Annotated in this window: 20 protein-coding genes; 7 read left to right on the forward strand and 13 right to left on the reverse strand. The window is 62.5% G+C overall.

Going from position 1 to position 21,256, the window contains the following annotated elements; genetic code table 11:
* Positions 1–149 precede the first annotated feature (149 nt).
* Both AC1Q6C_RS01330 and pth read left to right on the forward strand, forming a co-directional pair.
* Positions 150–758: a 50S ribosomal protein L25/general stress protein Ctc gene (locus tag AC1Q6C_RS01330; RefSeq protein ID WP_003946242.1), complete on the forward strand. Its 609-nt coding sequence runs from the start codon at positions 150–152 to the stop codon at positions 756–758.
* 106 nt (positions 759–864) lie between these two features.
* The gene (gene pth / locus AC1Q6C_RS01335) at positions 865–1,437 is read left to right on the forward strand and encodes an aminoacyl-tRNA hydrolase (protein WP_003946229.1); all 573 of its coding nucleotides are present in this window, start codon (positions 865–867) and stop codon (positions 1,435–1,437) included.
* A gap of 3 nt (positions 1,438–1,440) precedes the next feature.
* On the opposite strand, the gene AC1Q6C_RS01340 is transcribed toward pth, so the two are convergent.
* Complete coding sequence (locus AC1Q6C_RS01340) at positions 1,441–3,075, reverse strand: fatty acyl-AMP ligase (RefSeq protein WP_007728923.1); 1,635 nt, start codon at positions 3,073–3,075, stop codon at positions 1,441–1,443.
* A gap of 352 nt (positions 3,076–3,427) precedes the next feature.
* Between AC1Q6C_RS01340 and AC1Q6C_RS01345 the strand changes: the two genes are divergently transcribed.
* The 3 genes from AC1Q6C_RS01345 (at position 3,428) to AC1Q6C_RS01355 (ending at position 6,331) form a co-directional block, all read left to right on the forward strand.
* Entirely contained in the window at positions 3,428–5,032 is a 1,605-nt protein-coding gene (locus AC1Q6C_RS01345) for a peptide chain release factor 3 (RefSeq protein WP_135000451.1), read from the forward strand.
* Positions 5,032–5,682: a nicotinamide riboside transporter PnuC gene (gene pnuC, locus AC1Q6C_RS01350; RefSeq protein ID WP_050654516.1), complete on the forward strand. Its 651-nt coding sequence runs from the start codon at positions 5,032–5,034 to the stop codon at positions 5,680–5,682. The genes AC1Q6C_RS01345 and pnuC overlap by 1 nt, the downstream gene beginning before the upstream one ends.
* 340 nt (positions 5,683–6,022) lie before the next feature.
* Positions 6,023–6,331 (forward strand): hypothetical protein, encoded by a 309-nt coding sequence (locus tag AC1Q6C_RS01355; RefSeq protein WP_306669658.1) that lies wholly within the window; start codon positions 6,023–6,025, stop codon positions 6,329–6,331.
* A gap of 18 nt (positions 6,332–6,349) precedes the next feature.
* Here the strand turns inward: AC1Q6C_RS01355 and AC1Q6C_RS01360 are convergent, their stop codons facing one another.
* From AC1Q6C_RS01360 to AC1Q6C_RS01390, 7 genes are all read right to left on the reverse strand, one after another.
* Entirely contained in the window at positions 6,350–7,024 is a 675-nt protein-coding gene (locus AC1Q6C_RS01360; RefSeq protein ID WP_397524172.1) for a pyridoxine/pyridoxamine 5'-phosphate oxidase, read from the reverse strand.
* A gap of 25 nt (positions 7,025–7,049) precedes the next feature.
* Positions 7,050–7,550, reverse strand: coding sequence for a nuclear transport factor 2 family protein (locus AC1Q6C_RS01365; protein ID WP_003946235.1), 501 nt, complete (start codon positions 7,548–7,550; stop codon positions 7,050–7,052).
* A 97-nt stretch (positions 7,551–7,647) separates the two neighbouring features.
* A complete protein-coding gene (locus AC1Q6C_RS01370; RefSeq protein ID WP_235867843.1) occupies positions 7,648–8,289 on the reverse strand; it encodes a TetR/AcrR family transcriptional regulator in 642 nt (213 codons plus the stop codon).
* 5 nt (positions 8,290–8,294) lie between these two features.
* Entirely contained in the window at positions 8,295–10,031 is a 1,737-nt protein-coding gene (locus AC1Q6C_RS01375) for an ABC transporter ATP-binding protein (RefSeq protein WP_003946272.1), read from the reverse strand.
* Positions 10,028–11,941 carry an ABC transporter ATP-binding protein gene (locus AC1Q6C_RS01380; protein WP_492666339.1) on the reverse strand — a complete coding sequence of 638 codons (1,914 nt, stop codon included), beginning with the start codon at positions 11,939–11,941 and terminating at the stop codon, positions 10,028–10,030. Before AC1Q6C_RS01380 ends, AC1Q6C_RS01375 begins: the two co-directional genes overlap by 4 nt.
* A complete protein-coding gene (locus AC1Q6C_RS01385) occupies positions 11,938–12,930 on the reverse strand; it encodes an ABC transporter substrate-binding protein (RefSeq protein ID WP_058037023.1) in 993 nt (330 codons plus the stop codon). Before AC1Q6C_RS01385 ends, AC1Q6C_RS01380 begins: the two co-directional genes overlap by 4 nt.
* Before the next feature lie 55 nt (positions 12,931–12,985).
* Positions 12,986–14,368, reverse strand: coding sequence for an MFS transporter (locus AC1Q6C_RS01390; protein ID WP_047270341.1), 1,383 nt, complete (start codon positions 14,366–14,368; stop codon positions 12,986–12,988).
* A gap of 84 nt (positions 14,369–14,452) precedes the next feature.
* Between AC1Q6C_RS01390 and AC1Q6C_RS01395 the strand changes: the two genes are divergently transcribed.
* The gene (locus AC1Q6C_RS01395; RefSeq protein WP_030536301.1) at positions 14,453–15,091 is read left to right on the forward strand and encodes a TetR/AcrR family transcriptional regulator; all 639 of its coding nucleotides are present in this window, start codon (positions 14,453–14,455) and stop codon (positions 15,089–15,091) included.
* Between the two features lie 70 nt (positions 15,092–15,161).
* On the forward strand, positions 15,162–16,136 hold the full coding sequence (locus tag AC1Q6C_RS01400) for an ABC transporter substrate-binding protein (RefSeq protein ID WP_492666340.1): 975 nt from the start codon (positions 15,162–15,164) through the stop codon (positions 16,134–16,136).
* A 1-nt stretch (position 16,137) separates the two neighbouring features.
* On the opposite strand, the gene AC1Q6C_RS01405 is transcribed toward AC1Q6C_RS01400, so the two are convergent.
* From AC1Q6C_RS01405 to AC1Q6C_RS01425, 5 genes are read right to left on the reverse strand one after another with little or no spacing between them, the layout of a single operon-like run.
* Positions 16,138–17,178 carry an ABC transporter substrate-binding protein gene (locus AC1Q6C_RS01405; protein WP_050654511.1) on the reverse strand — a complete coding sequence of 347 codons (1,041 nt, stop codon included), beginning with the start codon at positions 17,176–17,178 and terminating at the stop codon, positions 16,138–16,140.
* On the reverse strand, positions 17,175–18,026 hold the full coding sequence (locus tag AC1Q6C_RS01410; protein WP_042449225.1) for an ABC transporter ATP-binding protein: 852 nt from the start codon (positions 18,024–18,026) through the stop codon (positions 17,175–17,177). The genes AC1Q6C_RS01405 and AC1Q6C_RS01410 overlap by 4 nt, the downstream gene beginning before the upstream one ends.
* A 23-nt stretch (positions 18,027–18,049) precedes the next feature.
* Positions 18,050–19,099 (reverse strand): iron-enterobactin ABC transporter permease, encoded by a 1,050-nt coding sequence (fepG, locus tag AC1Q6C_RS01415; RefSeq protein ID WP_492666341.1) that lies wholly within the window; start codon positions 19,097–19,099, stop codon positions 18,050–18,052.
* A complete protein-coding gene (locus AC1Q6C_RS01420) occupies positions 19,096–20,223 on the reverse strand; it encodes a Fe(3+)-siderophore ABC transporter permease (protein ID WP_003946222.1) in 1,128 nt (375 codons plus the stop codon). The genes fepG and AC1Q6C_RS01420 overlap by 4 nt, the downstream gene beginning before the upstream one ends.
* Positions 20,220–21,107: a siderophore-interacting protein gene (locus AC1Q6C_RS01425; RefSeq protein WP_235808371.1), complete on the reverse strand. Its 888-nt coding sequence runs from the start codon at positions 21,105–21,107 to the stop codon at positions 20,220–20,222. The genes AC1Q6C_RS01420 and AC1Q6C_RS01425 overlap by 4 nt, the downstream gene beginning before the upstream one ends.
* Between the last annotated feature and the right edge of the window lie 149 nt (positions 21,108–21,256).

The following is a 21,256-nucleotide window of genomic DNA, read 5'->3' on the forward strand; positions in this document are numbered from 1 at the left end:
CGTTGCAGGTTTACCGTGATCGACGCGGCTACGGCTCAGCTCGAGCGTTTCGCTCCTGGCCGTGTGCGCGCCTGTCCGCCTTGCCGCAGGCAAAACCACACGTCAGTAAACCGAGCACGAACCCCGTGAGTTGTAGGAGCCGTTTCATCATGTCTGAAGAAAACAACCTCGTCGCCGTCGTCCGCACCGAATTCGGCAAGGGCGCAGCTCGCCGCGCACGTCGTGACGGCCAGGTCCCCACGGTTCTGTACGGCCACGGTGAAGATCCCCGCCACCTCAATGTGCCGGCTCGCGACTTCGCCGCCATCCTCCGTGCACACGGCACCAACGCCATCCTCACCCTCGACATCGAGGGCACGGAGCAGGTTGCACTGACCAAGTCGGTCGTCGTGCACCCCATCCGCAACTACATCGAGCACGCCGACCTCCTCGTCATCAAGAAGGGCGAGAAGGTCACGATCGACGTGAACGTCATCGTCGTCGGCGATGCTGCTGCAGGCACGATGGTCGCGCAGGACGCATCCACGATCTCCATCGAGGCCGACGCGCTTCACATCCCCGAGCAGATCGAGGTTTCGGTCGAGGGTCTCGAGATCGGAACCCAGATCCTGGCCAGCCAGCTCGAACTGCCCAAGGGCTCGACCCTGCAGGCTGACGCCGACACCCTGATCGTCAACGTCGTTGCTGCACCCACCGAGGCAGACCTCGAAGAGGGCGCAGAAGCTCCCGCCGCCGACGAGGCTGCAGAAGAGGCCTGATCCTCTCGGTTCCAACAGAACTCACTGCGCGCGGCGCGTCATTCCGATTCGGAGTGACGCGCCGTTCGTGCGTAGCAGGAAAAATCAAGCCAGAAAGTAGCGTCCGTTGAGCACAGATACCGCCCTCGTCATCGGCCTGGGTAATCCCGGCCCCCAGTACGAGAAGACCCGGCACAACGTCGGCTTCATGGTCGCCGGCACCCTTGCCGGGCGCATGGGCGGAAAGTTCAACGTACACAAGAAGAGTGGTGCCGAAATCGTCGAAGGTCGCCTCGCCGGCCGGCGCGTGATTCTCGGAAAACCACGCTCGTACATGAATCTCTCGGGTGGCGCTGTCGCCGGTCTCGCACGGTTCTTCTCGGTCGACGCCGCGAACATCATCGTCGTCCACGACGAACTGGATCTCGATTTCGGGACGATCAGACTCAAACTCGGCGGCGGCGAAGGCGGCCACAACGGCCTGCGGTCCATTTCGAGTTCGTTGACCACCAAGGACTACCTGCGCACGCGCGTCGGGATCGGTCGTCCGCCGGGCCGCATGGACCCGGCGGACTACGTTCTCAAGCCGTTCTCGTCCACGGAGCGAAAAGAACTCGATCTCGTATGCGAAGAGGCTGCGGATGCAGTGGAGCTACTGCTTGAACTCGGGTTGGAAGCCGCACAGAACCGCCTGCACTGACGGTCAGTTACCCAGCAGTGCAGCCGAATTCGCGCGGCGGAGCTTCCCCGACGACGTCTTCGGGATACTGCCGGGACCCAGGACCGCAACGGCGCGAGGTCGGACACCGACGTCGGCAACCACGGCGTGGACCACTTCGCGTTCGATACGCTTGACCTCTTCCGGATCTTCGAAAGCGTTGGTCTCGACGGCGACTGCAAAGCTCTCACGCTTCTGGCCGGCGTCGAGACGAATCGCGACGGCATTTCCGGGACGCACACCGGCAACGGTTCCGGCCGCCCGTTCGATGTCTGTGGGGTACACGTTCCGGCCGCCCATGATGATGACGTCCTTGACTCGCCCGCACACCACGACCAGTCCTTCCTCGGTGAAGTACCCGACGTCACCGGTGTCGAGCCAACCGTCGGCGTCCTGGGCCGGCTTGTGTCCGTCGACCGTGACGTACCCGGGAGTGACTGCCTTGCCGCGAACCTCGATGATTCCGACACCGCGGGCCGGAAGCACCTGACCGTCACGGTCGACGATGCGTCCCTCGAGGTCAGGCACCATCTTGCCGAGTGTGGCGAGGGCACGAGCGTTGGGGCGATTGGACGGCACCGCTCGAGACATCGATTCGAGAAAGTCTGGATCGACGTAGTCGAGGACCTGACCTTGATCGGGATCCGGAATCGACACGGCGAGCGTGGTTTCCGCCATTCCGTACACGGGCGCCAGCGCAGTCGGGTTCAAACCGAAACGCGCACCGGCCTCGGCGAGTGCATCCATCGTGTCGGGATCCACCGGCTCGGCGCCGTTCCACATGTATCGGACGCTGGACAGGTCGACTGCCCCGTCTTCCGCCTGTGCGAGTCGACGAGCCAAGAGCGAGTACGCGAAGTTCGGTGCGGCGGTGACAGTTCCGCCGTACTTGCCCATCAGTTCGGCCCACAGCACCGGGGTGCGCAGGAAATCCATCGGCGTGATGCTGATGACCTCTGCGCCCACCTGCATCGGAACCGTGAGAAAACCGACCATGCCCATGTCGTGGAAGAGCGGAAGCCAGCTCACCATCACGTCGTCTTCGATGGAGAACTTGATGCGGTTGATCATGGCGTAGGCATTTGTGTAGAAGTTCTCGTGCGTGATCTGCACGGCCTTGGGCGAACCGGTGGAACCGGACGTCAACTGCTGGAGTGCGATATCCGATTCGGCCGTCTCCACGGGATCGATCGACGTTCCGCTGCGAAGCTCGTCCACCGTCACGACGGTGATGCCACGCTCTTCGAGGAGCGGCTTGGCCGCGTCGAAGGGCGCACCCAGAATGACGGCTTTCGCGGAGATCATGTCGATCACAGTCTCGGTGTCCTGAGCCCAGACGCCCAGATCCGTTCGGGGGGTCGGCTGATGCAGCATCGTCACCGACGCACCGCGCATCCACGTCGCCTGGCAGGCAGGTGCGATGTCGACGGGCTGTCCGGCGAGAATGCCGATCGCGACGCCGCGATCGATACCGACCTCGGCCAGGCCGCCGGCCATGCGCCGAGCCTCCTGGTGGATGTCGCCCCAGGTCTGACGGAAAGCGTTGTCCGGCTCTCCCGTCACCAGGCCGCGGTCGGTGACTGCGGCGGTCGCATACATCTCTTCGGTGAACTTGCTCAACGCAACTCCTCGGTCAGTGTCACTCTTCGATCAGTGCAACTCTTCGCAGGACACAAATGGCTGTGTGTTCGAACACACACATACATGGATAATCAGCGATCGTTCGCCGAGTGTTACGCCGCAGTGGCTATTGCATCGTGGTCTGCGAGTATCCTTTCTCTGTTGTGCTGCCGCACTCTCCACCTGTCCGCGCACCGGCACGTCGCCGGCACCGACGCCCACTTCGAGAGGTTCTTCGTTGACTACCCCGTCCGACTCGACCGTCCCTTCCGACTCGACTGTCCAGTCCGACACCGAAGGCCCCGATTCAACCGAGAGCGGGTCGGTCGCGGTCACGACGACGACCAAGGGCCTGTCCGCCGAGGCAGAGCGTCGCCGCACCTTCGCCGTCATCTCGCATCCCGACGCCGGAAAGTCGACGCTGACCGAAGCGCTGGCACTGCACGCGAAGAAGATCTCGGAGGCAGGAGCCGTCCACGGCAAGGCAGGCCGCAAGTCGACGGTCTCGGACTGGATGGAGATGGAGAAAGCCCGCGGCATTTCCGTCAGTTCCACCGCACTGCAGTTCAACTACCACTCCTCCGAGACCCCGGACGAGCAGATCAACGTCATCAACCTCGTCGACACCCCCGGTCACTCCGACTTCTCCGAGGACACGTACCGCGTCCTGACCGCCGTCGACGCGGCGGTCATGCTCATCGACGCTGCCAAGGGCCTCGAACCGCAGACGCTCAAGCTGTTTCAGGTGTGTCGTCACCGCGGCATTCCGGTCATCACCGTCATCAACAAGTGGGACCGTCCCGGTCAGACTCCTCTCGAACTGCTCGACGAGATCAGCGAACGGATCGGCCTCACGCCCACCCCCCTGTACTGGCCGGTCGGCATCGCCGGCGACTTCCGCGGACTGCTGCGGCGCGGTGAAGACGGTGAGGCTCGCGAGTACGTCCGCTTCACCCGCACCGCAGGCGGCGCGAAGATCGCCCCCGAAGAGGTCATGGACGCCGACGCGGCGCTCGCCAAGGAAGGCTCCGAGTGGGAGACCGCGGCCGAGGAGAGTGAACTGCTCTCCGCTACCGGCCAGGACCACGATCAGGAGATGTTCCTCGCCGGTCAGACTTCCCCGGTGATCTTCGCGTCCGCGATGCTCAACTTCGGCGTCCGCCAGATCCTCGACACCCTCGTCGAATTGGCGCCGCCGCCGCGTGGGCGCGAAGACCTCAGCGGAAAGCCACGCGAGGTCACCGATCCGTTCAGTGCGGTCGTCTTCAAGGTGCAGGCCGGTATGGACACCGCGCACCGCGACCGTCTGGCGTTCATGCGCATCGTCTCCGGCGTGTTCGAGCGCGGCATGGTTGTCACACACGCCCAAACCGGCAAGCCCTTCACGACCAAGTACGCCCAGACGGTGTTCGGACGTGAACGTTCCACCGTCGAATCCGCGTTCCCCGGCGACGTCGTCGGCCTCGTCAACGCCACCGCACTCGCACCCGGCCACACGCTGTACACCGAGAAGAAGGTGGAGTTCCCGCCGATCCCGTCGTTCGCGCCGGAACACTTCTCGATCCTGCGCGCCGAAAGCGCCGGCAAGTACAAGCAGTTCCGCCGTGCTGTCGACCAACTCGATTCCGAGGGCGTCGTCCAGATTCTCCGCAACGACATCCGCGGCGACGCCTCCCCCGTCATGGCGGCTGTCGGCCCGATGCAGTTCGAGGTCGTCGCAGCGCGCATGAAGGCCGAGTTCAACGTCGAGGCCAAGATGGAACCGCTCGGCTACGCATTGGCTCGCCGTACCGACGCCGCGTCCGAGGTCGAACTGAACCGTCAGCGCGGTGTGGAGGTCTTCACCCGTTCCGACGGTGTTCTGCTCGCCCTGGTCAGTGACAAGTGGCGCCTGCAGTACATCCAGAAGGAACTCCCGGATCTGACGCTCGAACCCCTCGTCGCTGCTGCGGACTGATGAGCCTGATCGAGGCGCTGTTCGACGCCGAACTGCACATCGGCAGCGCCACGATTCTCTGGCGAGAGATCATCGGAAACGCGTTCGGAATCGGCTCCGCGATCGCGGGCGCGCGACGCTCGGTATGGGCGTGGCCCGTCGGTATAGCCGGAAATGCCTTGTTGTTCACGGTGTTCATGGGCGCACTTTTCCACACGCCGCAAGAGCTCAATCTCTACGGCCAGGCCGGCCGTCAGTTGTTGTTCATCACCGTCAGCGTCTACGGGTGGACTCAGTGGCGACGCGGGGCACGCGACTCCGGTCGCGCAGTCCTGCCCCATTGGGCGACAACTCGCGAGCGCGTCGCCATGATCGCCGTCATGACCAGCGGCACAATCGCTTTCGCCTGGATCTTCGACCTCCTCGGCTCGTACGGAGCGTGGGCAGAGGCCTGGATCTTCACCGGCTCCATCCTCGCGACATACGGCATGGCGCGCGGCTGGACCGAATTCTGGCTCATCTGGATCGGCGTCGACGCCGTTGGTGTTCCCCTTCTTTTCCGAGCCGGCTATTACCCTTCGGCGATCCTCTATCTGGTCTATGCATTCTTCGTCCTGTGGGGCTTCGCAATGTGGCTGCGCATTCAACGCCGAACTCCACAAGGGGTGTGACCGTAAACCAACTCCTGGTATGTTTGCGTCGATTAAGCAAACCGGCGGTCTGTTTACGGGCATCAGGAGCGAAACAATGGAAGACAAGAATTCTCACGGAATAGTGGGCCCCAACGGTTCCGGCAACGGATCGAGAGCCAATAGCTCCGCAAGTAATGGTTCTGCAAGCAATGGTTCTGCAAGCAATGGTTCTGGGAGCAACCTTTCCACGGGTAACGGTTCCACCAGTCCCACCGCCACAGCGGATTTTCTGTCGACCGCACCCAAGCAATCCGATGCATTCACGTTTCCGCTTCCTGCCCGAACCACGGCCGCACACAGCAGCGGAGAGGACCTTTCAGTGCCAGCTTCAACACGCGAATCATCGAGGACGCTCGAAACTCGGAGTCGTACCGTCGTACGTCGCGACGCGATGGGCGTAGCCGCCGTTCGAGTGGCCGGTCGACTCACCCACACCGAACTCATCGCAAATCAGGCCTCACCCTCGAGCGCACATTCCTCCGATCCCACGACGGATCTGGACGAGTTGCTCACGATGCTCGGCAGCTACCTGTTGTCCTCGGGGTTCGAACATCCCGAAATCCACGCCAAGCTGGGCGGACAGTCGATCGTCGTCAACCTCGTATCGCCGGAGATCAGCGCGAGCTGATCTGGGCCCAGCTGCCCCTTAGGGCCACAGCACTGCTCGTGTCCATGCTCGGTCCGAGCCGCGCCGGTACAACCACCGCAGATGCCGACGCCCGGAGTCTGCCTGCCAGAACTCGACAGACTCCGGCTGGAGGCACCACGCACGCCAGTCCTCCGACACGAACCCTGGGTCGTCGCTGATTCTTGCTTCCGCAGCGGCCACCGACGTGTCGTACGCCCCTAAGTCTTCGAGCACCTCGCTCTGCTCACTTGCCGTCGCCACCGCTCTCGCCGTGACGGAGCGTTCGACGAAGTCTCGGCGTCGAAGTGCGTCGTCGCCCTCGCGAACCGTTCCGCGAATCCGGACCTGTTGGCCTGTTTCGCGCCAGTAGAAGGCGAGCGATGCTCGCGGATTTTCTTTCAACTCAACACCTTTCGGCGAAGCAGCTGAACCAGAGAACCAGAACCCACCCTCGGTCACGTCCTTGAGGATGAGGAAACGAGAATCAGGCATACCGTCGCCGTCCACGGTCGAGAGCGCACACACGTGTGGCTCGACGACGCCGAAGGCCACGGCCGCACGGAGCCAGTCGAGGAACAACTCCCCCGGCTTTTCCGGAAAACACTCGGGCGCGGGCGGCGGAGTTCCGGTCAGCGCGGGGATACCGCGAATCCACGTCCGTACGTCAGGCAGCGAAAAATCTGCATCAACCATGAGCCGACTCTAATCGCGGGCGACCTCAGGAGACGTTGCGAACGACCGAGTCGCCGAACGACGGTTGCTGCAGCAGCGCCCACTTGTTGGACGTCAATCGGAAACTCGGCATGTCGGCGAGCGCCACCACCGATTCCCAGGTCCGCTCGTAGCTCGTGTGGGAGATTCGCCATTCACCGTCGCTGCAGCGGGTGTATCTGTCGTGATAGAAGGCCGATCCGCGAAGCAGCATGCCGTCTTCGGGGATTACCACTGTGTCCGCGAGGCACCAGATCCCGGTTGCGGTGTCTCCGTCGACGTCGATCTCGGGTTGCCCGCACTGATGTTCGGTGATGATGTGTGATCCGAGAGTGTTCTCGAGGAAGGAGACGAACGAATCTCGGGAATCGAAACTGAGTTGTTCTCCGTAGATCGCGGTGGCGTCGACGGTCAGAGTGTCGGCGAATTCGACCCACGATTTGGTGTCCAAGGCGCGTGCGTATCGGTACTTGAGTCTTTGGATGAGAACAATCGCTTCGAGATCCATGATCCCCGCCTCCCGGTGCAGCAACCACCCGTCCTATGTGTGCACATTAGCCTGTATCACGCCGAAACGGGCATTACTCTCAAAGCTAGTAGAAATGTCAGCCGATAACACGCTTTTCCAGGCCGTCGAGCATGATCGTGATCTTCTCGTCCAACCAACCTCGCCCGTGCCACGTCGATTCGTCGCCGATTCCCTCGATCAACGACTCCGATGCATTCCAACTTTCCTGATACGCCTGTCGCGCGGAACGTGAATCGGCGGAGCTGACGGTCTTGTCCATCGCCGCCATCATTGCGAACTGCGTCATGGTCACCTCGGAGATGAAGTCCACCGCCAATATCGCATCGTGGGGTGTGAAGCCTTGCGCAGTCAACGAACCGACCAGTTTCTCCACGATCTCGATTATCGCCGGCGGCGTGCCCGGAACTGCGAGACCGACCTGGGCCAGACCTGGATAGCGCTCGAACGAGGACCACAGAACGTCGCAGAAATCCTTCAGGAATTCGCGCCACGGACGATTCGTATCGGGCCATACAGTCTGACGCACAACATGATCCGAGCAGGCACGCAGCAGCGCTTCGCGGTCTGCGAAGTAGCGATAAAGTGCAGAATGACTGACGCCCAGCCGCTTTGCCACGCTCGGCATGGTCAGTTCACTCAGATCACCGGCCAGGGCGGCCTCGACGATGTCCGTTGTCGACAACGTCGGCGGCCGCCCCGTCTTCTTTCCGGTCTGCATTCTGCTCAGCTTGCCACCAACCGCCATCCCGACGCACGGTGGCGCTGGTTCCAGAACGCGGCGTAGTTCCCACCGGCTGCGAGCAGAACTTCGTGGGTTCCCACTTCGACGATCGATCCGTCGTCACCGAGCACGATGATCTGATCTGCGGCCACGACGGTCGACAGTTTGTGAGCGATCACGAGCAGTGTGCTTTCCCTGGCGAGTTCTTGCATCGCACGCTGCACGTGTGCCTCGTTCTCGGGATCGAGCGCGGCCGTCGCCTCGTCGAGCAGAACGACAGGTGCGCGTTTGAGGAGTGCGCGCGCAATGGAGACCCGCTGCCGCTCTCCACCGGACAGTGCCGTCCCGCCCTCACCGACACGGGTGTCCCAACCCCGCGGAAGCCGCTCGACGATTTCCGCGACGCCCGCGATCCGAGCCACGTCGAAGACTTCTTCGTCCGTGGCTTCGGGGCGGCCGAGGCGGATGTTCGCGATCAACGTGTCGTCGAAGAGGTACACGTCCTGGAAGACCAGAGACAGCTGCGACATCAGGTCGGCACTCGTGAGGTCCCGCACGTCGACGCCGCCGACACGCACCACACCGGAGTCGACGTCGTAGAAGCGCGAGATCAACCGGGTGACGGTGGTTTTGCCGGACCCTGACGGACCGACCAACGCCGTCAACGACTTCCGTGGCACGTCGAAGGAGATGTTTCGCAGAACCTGCCCACCGTCCGCGTATCCGAAGTCGACGGCGTCGAACTGCACTGCCGTCTCCCCCGTCGCCGTCCCGCTGGTATCGGGTTCAACCATTGGTTCAACTTCGAGGATCTCGGACATTCGCCGGATTTCATTGCGTGCCATTCTGATTGCACCGCCGAACTCGCCGATCTCACCCAGCGGCTGGATGAACCGTGCGGTCAGCCCGAGTAGCGCGATCAACGTGACCGGATCGATGTCGCCGCCGAGCGCGAGGAACGCACCCAAGATGATCACGGCAGAGAACACGAATTGCAGGGCGATCCCGTTGACCACGGACCCGATCACCACGAACCACAGTTGTGAGCGACCCGCAGTGTGTTGCGCTTCGATCGCGTCGTCAAGCGGTTCGTACACCCCGTGGGTGCGTCCGAAAGCACGCAGGACCGGTTGGCAACGCGCGTATTCGAGCACTCGATTGTTCGATTCGACGGCCGCTGCATGAGCCCGATCGTCGGCCTTGGCAGTCATCGTCGAGGCAAATCGTGCTGCCGCGAAGAGAATCGGAACGCTGATTACCAGCGCGAGCCCGAGCCGCCAGTCGAAGAACAACATGCACACGACAATGGTTGCCGGGCTGGCAATTCCGGAGATGATCGGTGTCATCAGGTGGGCAGCGGCCCCCATCACCGAGATGGTGCCCTTGCTGGCAACCTGCGACACCTGCCCGAGTCGGCCGGCGCCGAACCAGCCGAGCGGCAGAGTGACGAGATGATCTCCCAGGCGCAGATGCATCGTCCGCAGCAGAGTGAGGGCCGACTCGAAACCCTTCATCGCCTGCAGGTAGTGCGCAATCGAACTGATCACAGCGCATACGGCCATGGCGGCGAGCCACCGAACGAAACTGCCCCAGTTCTGATCGAACAGTGCCTGCACCGCCGGGACCAGAAGCGCCACTGCCAAACCCTGCATCACGCCGTACAACACTGCCCACACCAGGAACTCGCGATATCGGCCCTGATTCTGCGGGCCGAGTATCCGGAAGAGGTCGCGAATCATGAGTTGGCCTTTCCTGCTGCGTCAGACGTACCTGCGATGCTGTCGGCCCGACTGTGCTCAATCGAGTCGGCCCGACTGTGTTCAATCGAGTCGGCCCGACTGTGACTCGCCCACATCCGGGCATAGGTTGAACCACTCGCCACAAGCTGATCGTGCGTGCCCTTCTCCACGATCCGTCCGGCGTCGAGGACCACGATCTGATCGGCACTCACGATCGAAGCCAACCGGTGCGCGATCACCAGCACGGTGCGCCCCACCGTCAAGCGCGACAGCGCTTCTTGGATATCGGCTTCGGACTCCGGGTCGGCGAACGCAGTTGCCTCGTCGAGCACGAGAACAGGAGTGTCCGCGAGAATCGCACGCGCGATGGAGACTCTTTGGGCTTCACCACCCGAGAATCTGGCGTCGACCCCGACCACCGAGTCGTACCCCCTCGGGAGCGCTTCGATTCGGGTGTCGATCTGCGCGGCTGCGGCAGCGGCCTTCACCTCGGCCGAAGTCGCCTGCGGTCGGGCAAGCCGAATGTTGTCGAGCACGGTCGCTTCGACCAGCTGCACGTCCTGCAGAACGAATCCGACGTGGCGGTACAGCTCGTCGGTAGCGACTTCCCTGACGTCGACACCACCGATGGCCACGGATCCGGCACGCACGTCGTGGAACCTCGGAACCAGCGTTGCCAGCGTCGACTTACCCGAACCCGAAGGTCCGACCAACGCCGTCACCGTGCCCTCCGGCAGCGTCAGATCGATGTCGGACAGGACGTCGGCGCCGTCGTCGTATGCAAAGGAAACTCCGGAGAATCGAACTTCGTTCCCCACAGGCTTTTTCGGATGATCGGTTTCCGGCAGAGCGTCGGTTGCGAACAGCGCGATCAGTCGCGCCGCAGCGGCGGCTGCCTCGCGGCGAGCCTGCATACCGAAACCGATGGTCGTCACCGACACCGGAATCACCATCGCGACAAGAGAACTGGTCAGCACATCGACGGGTGACACCCATCCGGAGTGGACGAACCACGAGCCGAGGCCAAGGTTGACCACCAGCACAACCGGTGCGCTCAACGCAATCGAGGCCAGCGCCTCGGTCCGGAGCATCGGGCGAACCCAGCCCTCGTACGAGACGGCAAACGCCTTGGCAGCGTCGCGGTATCGAGAATGTGACTGCTTGTCCTGACCGAAGGTCTTGACCACTGCGATGCCGGTGACGAACTCGACGATGGTGTTGCTGATGGCCGCGATGCCCTCATTCATCCGGCTCATCTTGACGGCCATGTCCTTGGTCATCATCGCGTAGGCGATCATGTAGATCGGGAGGGTGGCAATCGCGACCAGTCCCAGACGCCAGTCGATCGAGATCACGTAGCCGAGCCCGACGAGCGGCACCGCAATGGCGCCGGTGGTCTCGACGGCGCTGTGCGCAACCAGGTAGTGGAGATCGGAGATGTCGTTCTGCGCGGCTTTTCGCACGGTTCCGGACGAGTGGGAGGTGAACCAGCCCAGTGGAAGTCGACCGAGTGTCGCTGCGATTCGACGCCGAAGCACAGCTTGAAGATTGACATCGGCGAAGTGCGTCACGATCAATGCACCGCCTCCGAAGAACGCGCGCATACCCAGACCGAAGACGACCACCCACACTATCGTCCAGACGCGAGACGAGTCGATGTCGCCGCCCACGATCAGCGTCTTACCCAACTCGGCGATGGCCACGTACGGCACGATGGCCGCGACCGCGGCGATCACCTGCATCACCATCGCGATGGTGGTCCGTGTACGAACTGGCGCAAGGAGTTCGCGAAGCGCGCTCTTGTGCGCCGCCGCTTCAGCTTTGGCTTGCGAGGCTTCGGCCGTCGCTCCTTGTGATGCGTCGGCCTCTTCAGATGAAATGTCTGCTTTCGTAGCCTGTGTCGTCGTCATTTCGAGAACGCCTTCCATCGGGTTACTGCGTCGGCGTCGGATGCGATGCGGCCTTGGAGTTCCGCGCCGGTGAGAGTGCGATCGGCAAGAGCCTCGAGGTCTTCGAGGATCCAGTAGACCGCGAAAGGATAACTGCCGAACCAAAGTTCACCGCTCACGTCCGCCGTGCGTCCGGCCTTCACTGCGGAGATCTCGTTGAACAGTGGATTTGCGTGAACTAGAGCGCCGTCGTAGATGTTGCCCGAGGTCACGACCATCGCGTCCGCCGCGTGCTGTCCGACCTCCTCGCCGGACACCGAAGACGTGGCAACACCTGTGTTGGGGCCGATCTTCGCGTCGAGTTCGGCTTGCGGGCGCCCGAAACCGGCTTCCTCGATGATCGAGGACATCGGCGACTGTGGGATGACGGTGTAGATGCCGCCGGAGAATCCCACCAGCACTGACAGTGTCTGCGGTTGCGCCTCGACCGTTCCGGATACTTCGGCAAATTTGGCCTCGAGCCTCGACACGATTTCGCGAGCTTCGGACTCTCGACCCAGTGCAGTCGCCGCGGTATTCAGAACTTCGCGCCACGGCGCCGCATAGGCGAGCACCGTCGTCGGGGCAATCTCGTTGGCCTGCACGGTGATCGACGTCAACGAGCCGACATCACTGAGCAGGATTCGGTCAGGATGAACGGCCGCGATCTGCTCCACATCTGGTGATTGGAAGAACGTCGGTTTGTCGACGACCTCGATCCCCTCACTCTGCAATATCTCCTTCGCCGCCTGCGACTGCAGCGTGGCGAAGACCGTATCGGGCTTGACCCCGAGCGTGAGTGCGTTGAGCGCTGCGAACTCGTCCAGTGCGAGCAGTTTCTGAGGTGCAGGTACGGCCGACGACTCGCCTGTTTCCGATGCGTCTGCGTCATCGCCGCCCACGGAGCAACCGACAAGCGCCGTTGCTGTCGCTGCGAGTGCCGTTGCTCGCAGGCCCCACTGCTGCCGCATCCTTCTCTCCCCGCTTTAGTTACACGCTGTCTCGATTAGGGGAGCCTACAATAAGTCACGCCTTTTGTGCAGTCCTCGTCGCTGGAAGTGCAATCGCCGGCAGACAGGCGACAACACTGATGACGGCACCCATCACGAACGCCAGCGCGAACGAGTCGCCGGAAATGCCGATCGCCAGGACCGCTGTGGTCACCGGGGCGCCCACCGCCGAACCGACGGTTCTGATCACACTGTTGACTCCACTGGCTGCTGCCATTTCCGATGGCGGGACGATCGAGGCAACCAACAGAGCACAGACCGCGAACCCCACGCCGTTCCCCAATCCGACGAGGGAAAAGAACGCCACGATCGCAACCACCGAACTCGGCCAGATCGCGAGTCCGACTGCGCCCGCCGCCATGAGGGCCAGCGCTATGACAGCGGGCACCCGCGGCCCGAATCGCCGCGCGAGAGCCGGCGTCAAGCGGCCACCGAGAAAGACGAGGACAGCGGCGGGCAAGAGCGCCAAGCCGGTCTGCACAACGGTGAATCCGCTTCCATACGTGGACGTTTCCGGCGCCTGGAGGATCCGCGGCAGACAGAGATAGAAAATGTACGGCACGAACCCGAACACCAGGGTGAGTGCGCTGGTGATCATCATCGGCTTGTCCCGAAAAACTCGCATGTCGACGATCGGCGCGTCGTGGCGGGAATCGACGGCAATCAGTGTCGCGAACGAAACGAACGCGACTACCACCAGACCCCAGAATCCGAGCGACAAAACTCCCCAGTCGGAGGCTTTCGTGATCGCCAATAGCAGGCTCACCAATCCGAACGCCAGAGCGCCGGCACCGGCCCAGTCCGTCGGCATACCCGGGCGGCGATGCGAGCCCGGAACCACGGCCACCACTGCGACCAATGCGAGCACGATCAAGATCCCGGTGATCACGAACAACCACTGCCAACTGAGATACTCGAGGATGACACCGCCGATCACCAGTGCACTTCCGGCACCGATTCCCAAAGTCCCAGCGAGCCAACCTATCCCTGAAGACAACTCGGGACCTACTACCGTTCTCCGCAGTACTGCCATCGCAAGCGGGAAGCTCGCCATGCTCACTCCCTGGACAGCTCGAACGACAAGCAGCACCCCGATATTCGGGGCGGCTGCCGCGGCAAATGTCGCGAGAGCGAAGATGATCAGGACGATCACCAGGACTCGCTTGTCGCCGAATCGGTCACCCATCGCGCCGACTATCGGAGCCATCACCGCGGCCGCCAACAGGTACGCCGTCAGGATCCAGCCGGTCACCGCCACGGACGTGTCGAAATGCTCACCCAACACCGGCAACGCCGGTACCAGCATGGTCTGCATGAGCGAGTAGACGAGTACCGCCCCCGCAAGCGCGGCGATCACCCGGCTCCCGGATCGCGTGGGCGCCTCCGCCAAGGTTGTCATCGACACCTTCCTCCAATCATGAATCGAATCGGAACGGAACACTCCGTTCCGATTGAGTAAACCATGCATTGCTAGCCTGTGGGAATGGCGAAAGAGAATGCGAGCCTCCCCGGACGCGCCCGAGAAGCCGCAGACAACGACGTCACCGTACTGCGAGCAGCGCGCGAGATTTTTGCCGAACAGGGTTGGAATGCACCGGTATCGGCAATTGCCACCCGGGCCGGAGTGGGAGTAGGCAGCATCTATCGCCGATACCGAGGCAAGGAGGAACTGGCGCAATCCCTGCGCGTCTGGGCGATCGACCACCTCGCCACCCTCGCCCGAGAGTGCATGAGCACCGCGAAAACCGATGAAGCCGTATTGAAGACGTTCTTCTCGCGATATCTCACCGAATCAGTGGGACCGCTCATTCCGGTCCTCGGCGGCAAGTTGCCTGAACACGCCGAAGTCACTCGTGCCGCCGAAGAATTGGAGGCCGCACTGCAATCGATGGTCGACGTCTGCATCGACGCTCGCGAAGTCCCGCCCGACTTCACTGCTGCGGACGTCATGCTCATGACAGTGCATCTGCGGCCGACTCTGCCAATCGAGGGTGATCGAGCCACCGAAATACACACGCGCTATCTCGACTTCATGCTCGACGGACTTCGTGGCGGAACACCTCGACCAACGATCACTCCCCCGTCCTGGAGCGAATGGCTTCAGATGTGGCAGGGCAACTGACCCCGAGAACACCCGAATGACATGTCAGGTTAGGCTTACCTAGCTTATTCGCCATGTTCGGAAGGTTCTCATGAAAATCAATCGCCGGCTCGCCGGCTTCGCCGCACTACCCGCCGTCGCCACGCTCCTACTCGCCGGTTGCGGAAGTAGCGACGCAGCGCCCTCTACCGAGACCAGGTCTGCCGACCAGTCCTGGAGTTACACAACGGGATACGGAAACACGATCACCCTCGACCACGCCCCGGAGCGGATCGTCGTCGACGCGTACTCCGCTGCGGCTCTGTGGGACTACGGCATTCGGCCGGTCGGCATCTTCGGTTACGGCGTCGGCAATCCAGACGTCACCGATCGCGCTGACGAGTCGACGATGACCGTCGTCGGCCGTGAAGGTGAACTCAGCGCGGAAGCTCTTGCGGCGCTGGACCCAGACCTGGTCATCGGGTACGGCAACAGCGACGACCCGACACGATGGACTTGGTGGGACGAGCCGATGGGCAAGACCGTCAACAATGTTGCACCGTTTGTCGGCGTCAAGTTCTCCGGAGCCTCGACACCGGACGTGTTGAACGAGTACGCCTCACTCGCCGAAGCTCTCGGCGGGGACACCGACACAGCCGCAGCACGCGAGGGCAAGGAAGCATTCGAATCCGGTGCAGAGCGCATCCGAACTGCTGCGGCCAAGGTCGACGACATCGAAGTCCTCGCCCTGAACGGTGACAGCTCCGAGTTGTACGCAGGCACAACGGCGCTCGCTCAGTTCGGTTACCTGAAGGAACTGGGCGTGAAGTTCACCGGTCCGGGAGGTGACAAGGGCTGGGCCGATCTCAGCTGGGAACAGGTACCGGACTATCCGGCGGACATCGTGTTCCAGTTCGCGAAGTCGGCAGAGGCATCCGCGGCATCACCCGTGTTCGTCAAGCTGCCCGCGGTGACCGCGAACCAGGTGATCGACTTCGACGACAAGCGTCCCAACACCTACGCCAATTACGGCGCCTGGTTCGAGCAGGTTGCACAACTACTCGACCAGGCCCGCAACGTCGCCTGAATTACTGCCCAGTAGTGATTCGTCCGGCCGCTTCCTCGAGAACGTCGAGGAAGATGGCCGCGGTGAGCGCAAATCCTTGGTTGTATCGCGCGTCGCTGGTCAACACGTTGCCCGCTTGAACTGCAGGCAACCGCTGCCACGTCGGCTGCGACTTGATCGCGTCGAGCGCTTCCTGATCGCGTGCTTGGGCGATGATCACATCCGCCGGAGCCAAGGTGTCGAGTTGCTCGAACGACAACTCGAACGAGTTCTCTGCATTGTCGTCGTCACGGAAAAGCACGTCCAGGCCGGCATCGAGTGCAACACTGATTCGCAGATTCCGCTGATGCACAAGGAAGCCCGTCGGCGTCTGAACGCCGAACACGATCTTCTTTCCGCCCAGCTTCTCCTGCAACATCGGTCGCAGTCTCGCGAGCTTGTCGTCGTACTCCGCAATGGAAGCCTCGGCGATCGTCACCCGGTCGAGCTGGCTCGCCTGCGCCATCAGAGCACCTCGCCAGTCGACCGGGTGCCCGGCAATCGGTTCGACGTCGTCGCCGACGACCAACAGCGGCGCGATGGAAGACAAGCGCTCGGTGCCGTACCAGTCACTGGTGTATCCGATCGCAGTGATGACGATCAGATCGGGCTCGAGAGCGAGCAGAGCCTCGAAGTTGGTGGAGAAGTCGCCGGCGACGTTGACGAAGCTCGCGTCCTCGATGGTGCGGCCGGGAAACTGGAATCCTGCCTTGGCGTCGGGGAACCAGAAGTTGCCCGATCCGACGATCGGGTAGTCCATCATCATCGCGAATTCGAGGTCGACGCGGCCGTCGAGCACCACCACACGCTTCGGGTCGCGCGGAACGTCGCCGCTGAACTCGGCCCACGTGTACGGGAGAGTGTCACTGGCAGAGTCGGATTCGCCATCGGAGCTTCCGCAGGCGCTCAGCGCCAATGCTGCAGCCACACCAGCTGCGCCACCGAAGAATCGGCGTCGCGAAATGCGGTCGACGATCTGAGCCCACTCCGTGTCGGTAACCTGCGCATCCAGGACGAGTGTCATACCTTTGCTCCTTCGATGTTTCGCTGACGCTCGCGTCCCAGCGGAATGACCAGCGGTGTGTGGGAAACCGGATCGTCGATGATGCGGCACGCCATGCCGAACACCTCCTGCACCAGTTCTTCGGTGATGATCTCCGCGGGCGGGCCCTCGGCGACCACCGCGCCGTCCTTCATCGCGATGATGTGAGTTCCGTAGCGGCACGCGTGATTGAGATCGTGAAGCACCGCCACCAGCGTGTGTCCGTCGTTCTCGTTCAGATCGCGGCAGAGTTCCAGCAGCTCGATCTGGTGCGCGATGTCGAGGAACGTCGTCGGCTCGTCCAGTAGCACCAACGGAGTCTGCTGCGCGAGAACCATAGCTACCCAGACACGTTGGCGCTGACCACCGGACAGTTCGTCGACCGGCCTGGCCGACAGATCCGTGACCTTGGTTGCTTCCATCGCCTTGATGACGGCGGCCTCGTCCTCTCGGGACCACTGGCGGATCAGCTTCTGGTGCGGATAACGCCCTCGCGCAACCAGATCGGCGACTTTGATTCCGTCCGGCGCGATCGACGTCTGCGGCAGAAGCCCGAGTCGCCTCGCAACTTCCTTTGCCGGGTACGACGTGATCGTCTTACCGTCGAGAAGGACCTTGCCGGTGGTCGGCTTGAGCAACCGGGACAGCGCACGCAGAAGCGTCGACTTGCCGCAGGCATTGGGACCGACGATGACGGTGAAGCCACCGTCGGGGATTTCGACGTCGAGGTGTTCCGAGATGACGCGCTTGTCGTAACCGATCGTGACGTCCTCGGCGCGAAGCCGATTCGTCCTTTCGACCACGACGGCGGCCGTACTTGTCTCGTTCACGCTGTTCCTCGTTCCTTCACCGATCACTGCTTACGTGGCTCTCGCGCGAGAAGCCATACGAAATAGATGCCACCGATGGAGACGGTGACGACGCCGACCGGCAACTGTGTCGGCGCGAAAGCTCGCTGCGCCACCCAGTCGCTGACCATCAGCAACGCGCCACCCATTGCTGCCGACGGCAGCAGGGTCACTCCGGCACTACCGGTCAATCGCCTCACCAACTGCGGAGCCGCCAGCGAGACGAACCCGATGGGACCGGCCGCTGCTGTCACCATGGCCGTCAGGGCGACGCCGAGAACAACCAGGGAAAGCCGCGTGGGTTCGGCCCGGACGCCGAGCGCCTTGGCGGCGTCGTCGCCCATCTCGAGCATCTGCATCCGCCTGCCCAACACCAGGATCAGCGGAACGAGGATGGCCAGCACGACGACCACCGGCCACACCTGAGTCCAGCCGAGTCCGTTCAACGAACCGGCACCCCACACTGCGGCAGCCATGGCGTCGTCAAGTTTCGCCTTGAGGATCATCCAGGTGTTGACCGAGCCCAACATCGCGCTGATGGCGATACCGACGATGATCAACCGGAATCCCTGCACACCTCGCTTGTACGCAAGGAGATAAACAACTGCTGCGGTGGCGATTCCGCCCACCAGAGCACCGACTGCGATCTCGTAGTAAGTACCACCGATGAGGAGGATGACCACCAGAGCGCCCGTGTACGCACCGGAGTTGAAGCCGATGATGTCCGGGCTACCCAACGGGTTCCTGGTCAGCGATTGGAAGATCGCACCGCTCATACCGAGCGCCGCACCGAGCATCAGCGCCAACAGAACTCGGGGCAGACGCCATTCCACGACGACCATGTGGATACGCGCGGGGGCTTCGCCGAACAGTGCACCGAGGACGTCCCCGATCGGCACTTGGTAGTCACCACTACCGAGCGCGATGACACCGATGGCCAATGCAAGCGCAACGAGGACGAGGCAGACTGTGACCGTGCGGACGTCGATCCGCGCGGACCAGCCTTCTTTGGGTGAGCGCACCACCGTGGTGGCGCGCCCGAAATCGATGCTCACAGACCGCTCACCTTGCTTCGACGCACCAGCATGATCAGCACCGGAGCGCCGATGAAGGCCGTGACGATGCCGACCTGAAGTTCACCCGGGCGCAGCACGATTCGGCCGACGACGTCGGAGAAGAGAAGAAGAATCGGCGAGCACACCAACGTGTACGGGAGAATCCATCGCTGATCCGGTCCGACGAACCATCTCGCGACGTGCGGAACCATCAATCCGACGAATCCGATCGGCCCGGCCGCAGCTGTCGCCGCGCCGCACAGCAATGTCACCGCGATGACACCGAGGATGCGAGTACGAGTGATGTTGGCACCGAGCGAACGTGCCAGATCGTCACCCAGGGCCACCGCGTTGAGTTGGCGCGCCAACGCGAGCGCCAGGAAGAGCCCGATGAGAATGAACGGTGCGACGGCGAGAACGATTTCCAACGAACGCCCGCTGAGTGAGCCGGCATTCCACTGGCGCATCTGGTCGAAGGCGGTCGGGTTGAGCAAGGTGATCCCGGACGAGATACCGCCGAGCACGGAGCCGATGGCAACACCGGCAAGCGTCAGCCGAATGGGCGTCGCACCACCTCGACCGATCGAGCCCAGCGTGTAGACGATCGCTGTGGCTATCACCGCTCCGAGGAAAGCGAACCATATGTACGACCAGATGCTGGTCAAGCCGAAGACCGCGACGGCAACGACCATCGCGAAGCCCGCGCCGGCATTGACACCGAGAATTCCGGGATCAGCCAAGGGATTTCGTGTCATCGCCTGGATGAGGCCACCGGCCACACCCAGTGCCATACCGACTATCAGACCGAGCAGAGTACGCGGTAGTCGCAGGTCACGGATGATCACGTGATCGTTCGAGTCGTCGTAGTTCACCAGCGCGTCGATCACGGTCCCGAACGGAATGGTCTTCGATCCCACCGCGATACTCAGCAGGAGCACGGCGGCGAGCACCACCAGACACACCAGAAGACCCGCCATACGACGAGAGTTGGTCGATACCAGGCCGTCCGGTTGCTTCTGCTTCTCGTGCAGCGACTCGTCGATCAGTTCTTCGGTGTGTTTGTCGACTGCACTCTTGTCCGCCGCACCGCTGTCGACAGCACTCTTGTCGAATCCAACGGTCACAAGCCGGCGCTCTCTAGAGTCTTCTCGACCTCGTCGCGGATCTCTTCCTCGTCGCGGTCCGATTCCCAAGCCGCATCGAGTGCCGCGCGGACACTTTCGTCGAGGGCCTCGTACTTCGCGTTCCACACCTCGGCTTTGTACGTCCAGTAGCCGATGACCTTGTACTGCTCACCCGGCAACTTCAGTTCGTGGCGAAGGTACTTGCGGATGTCACGGAGCATCGTGCTCTCGCCTGCAACCCACACGTATCCGAGTTCGGTGGGCAAGTTCATCGCGCGAACCGCGTCCGGCAACTTCGACGGTGCAACACCGTTGCCACTGCCGACCAGCCAGATGAACTCGACGTCGGCGTCCGAGGTGATCTGCTGCTTGTGAGACTCGTCCACCACCTCGACGATCGCCTTGGCCGACATCCCGGCGGGCAACTGTTCGATCAAGCGCCCGAGTGCGGGGAGTCCAGTCGCGTCGGCGACGAACACCTGCCAACGTGCGTCGGCCGGGGGCTCGTAGAGGCCACGAGACTCGCCGATCGCCAACTTGTCACCGATCTCGGCCTTCTGTGCCCAGTCGCTGGCGATACCACCCTCGTGAACGACGAAGTCGATCGTCATGCGGCTGGTTTCGGAATCGAACCGTCGCACGGTGTACGGCTGGCACGGGGACGGTTCCGCTCCCTCCGGGTATCGCCAACCGCGCGGTGCATCCGGATCTTCCGCCGGAAGAACGAACTTGCCTGTAGCCGGGACCGGGAAGTGGAGGCGCAGGTATTCGTCACCGGTACCGGTGGTTTCGAAGGCGGTCAGCTCCTCCCCACCGAACACGATACGAACCATTCCCGGGGTCACGTACTCCTTGTGAAGTACCTCGCCGAACACAAGACTCACAACAATCTCCAACATCGATGGAACATGAACCGGACCCGAACACGAGGATCTATCCGACTTCCGGACATAGTTAACCCGTGCTAAGTAAGGTAGACCTTAATTTATTGCAGTGTCGTCGATGAGTCGATGCCTTCTCCGCTGCAACGGGG

Source organism: Rhodococcus sp. MT28 (assembly GCF_058792695.1).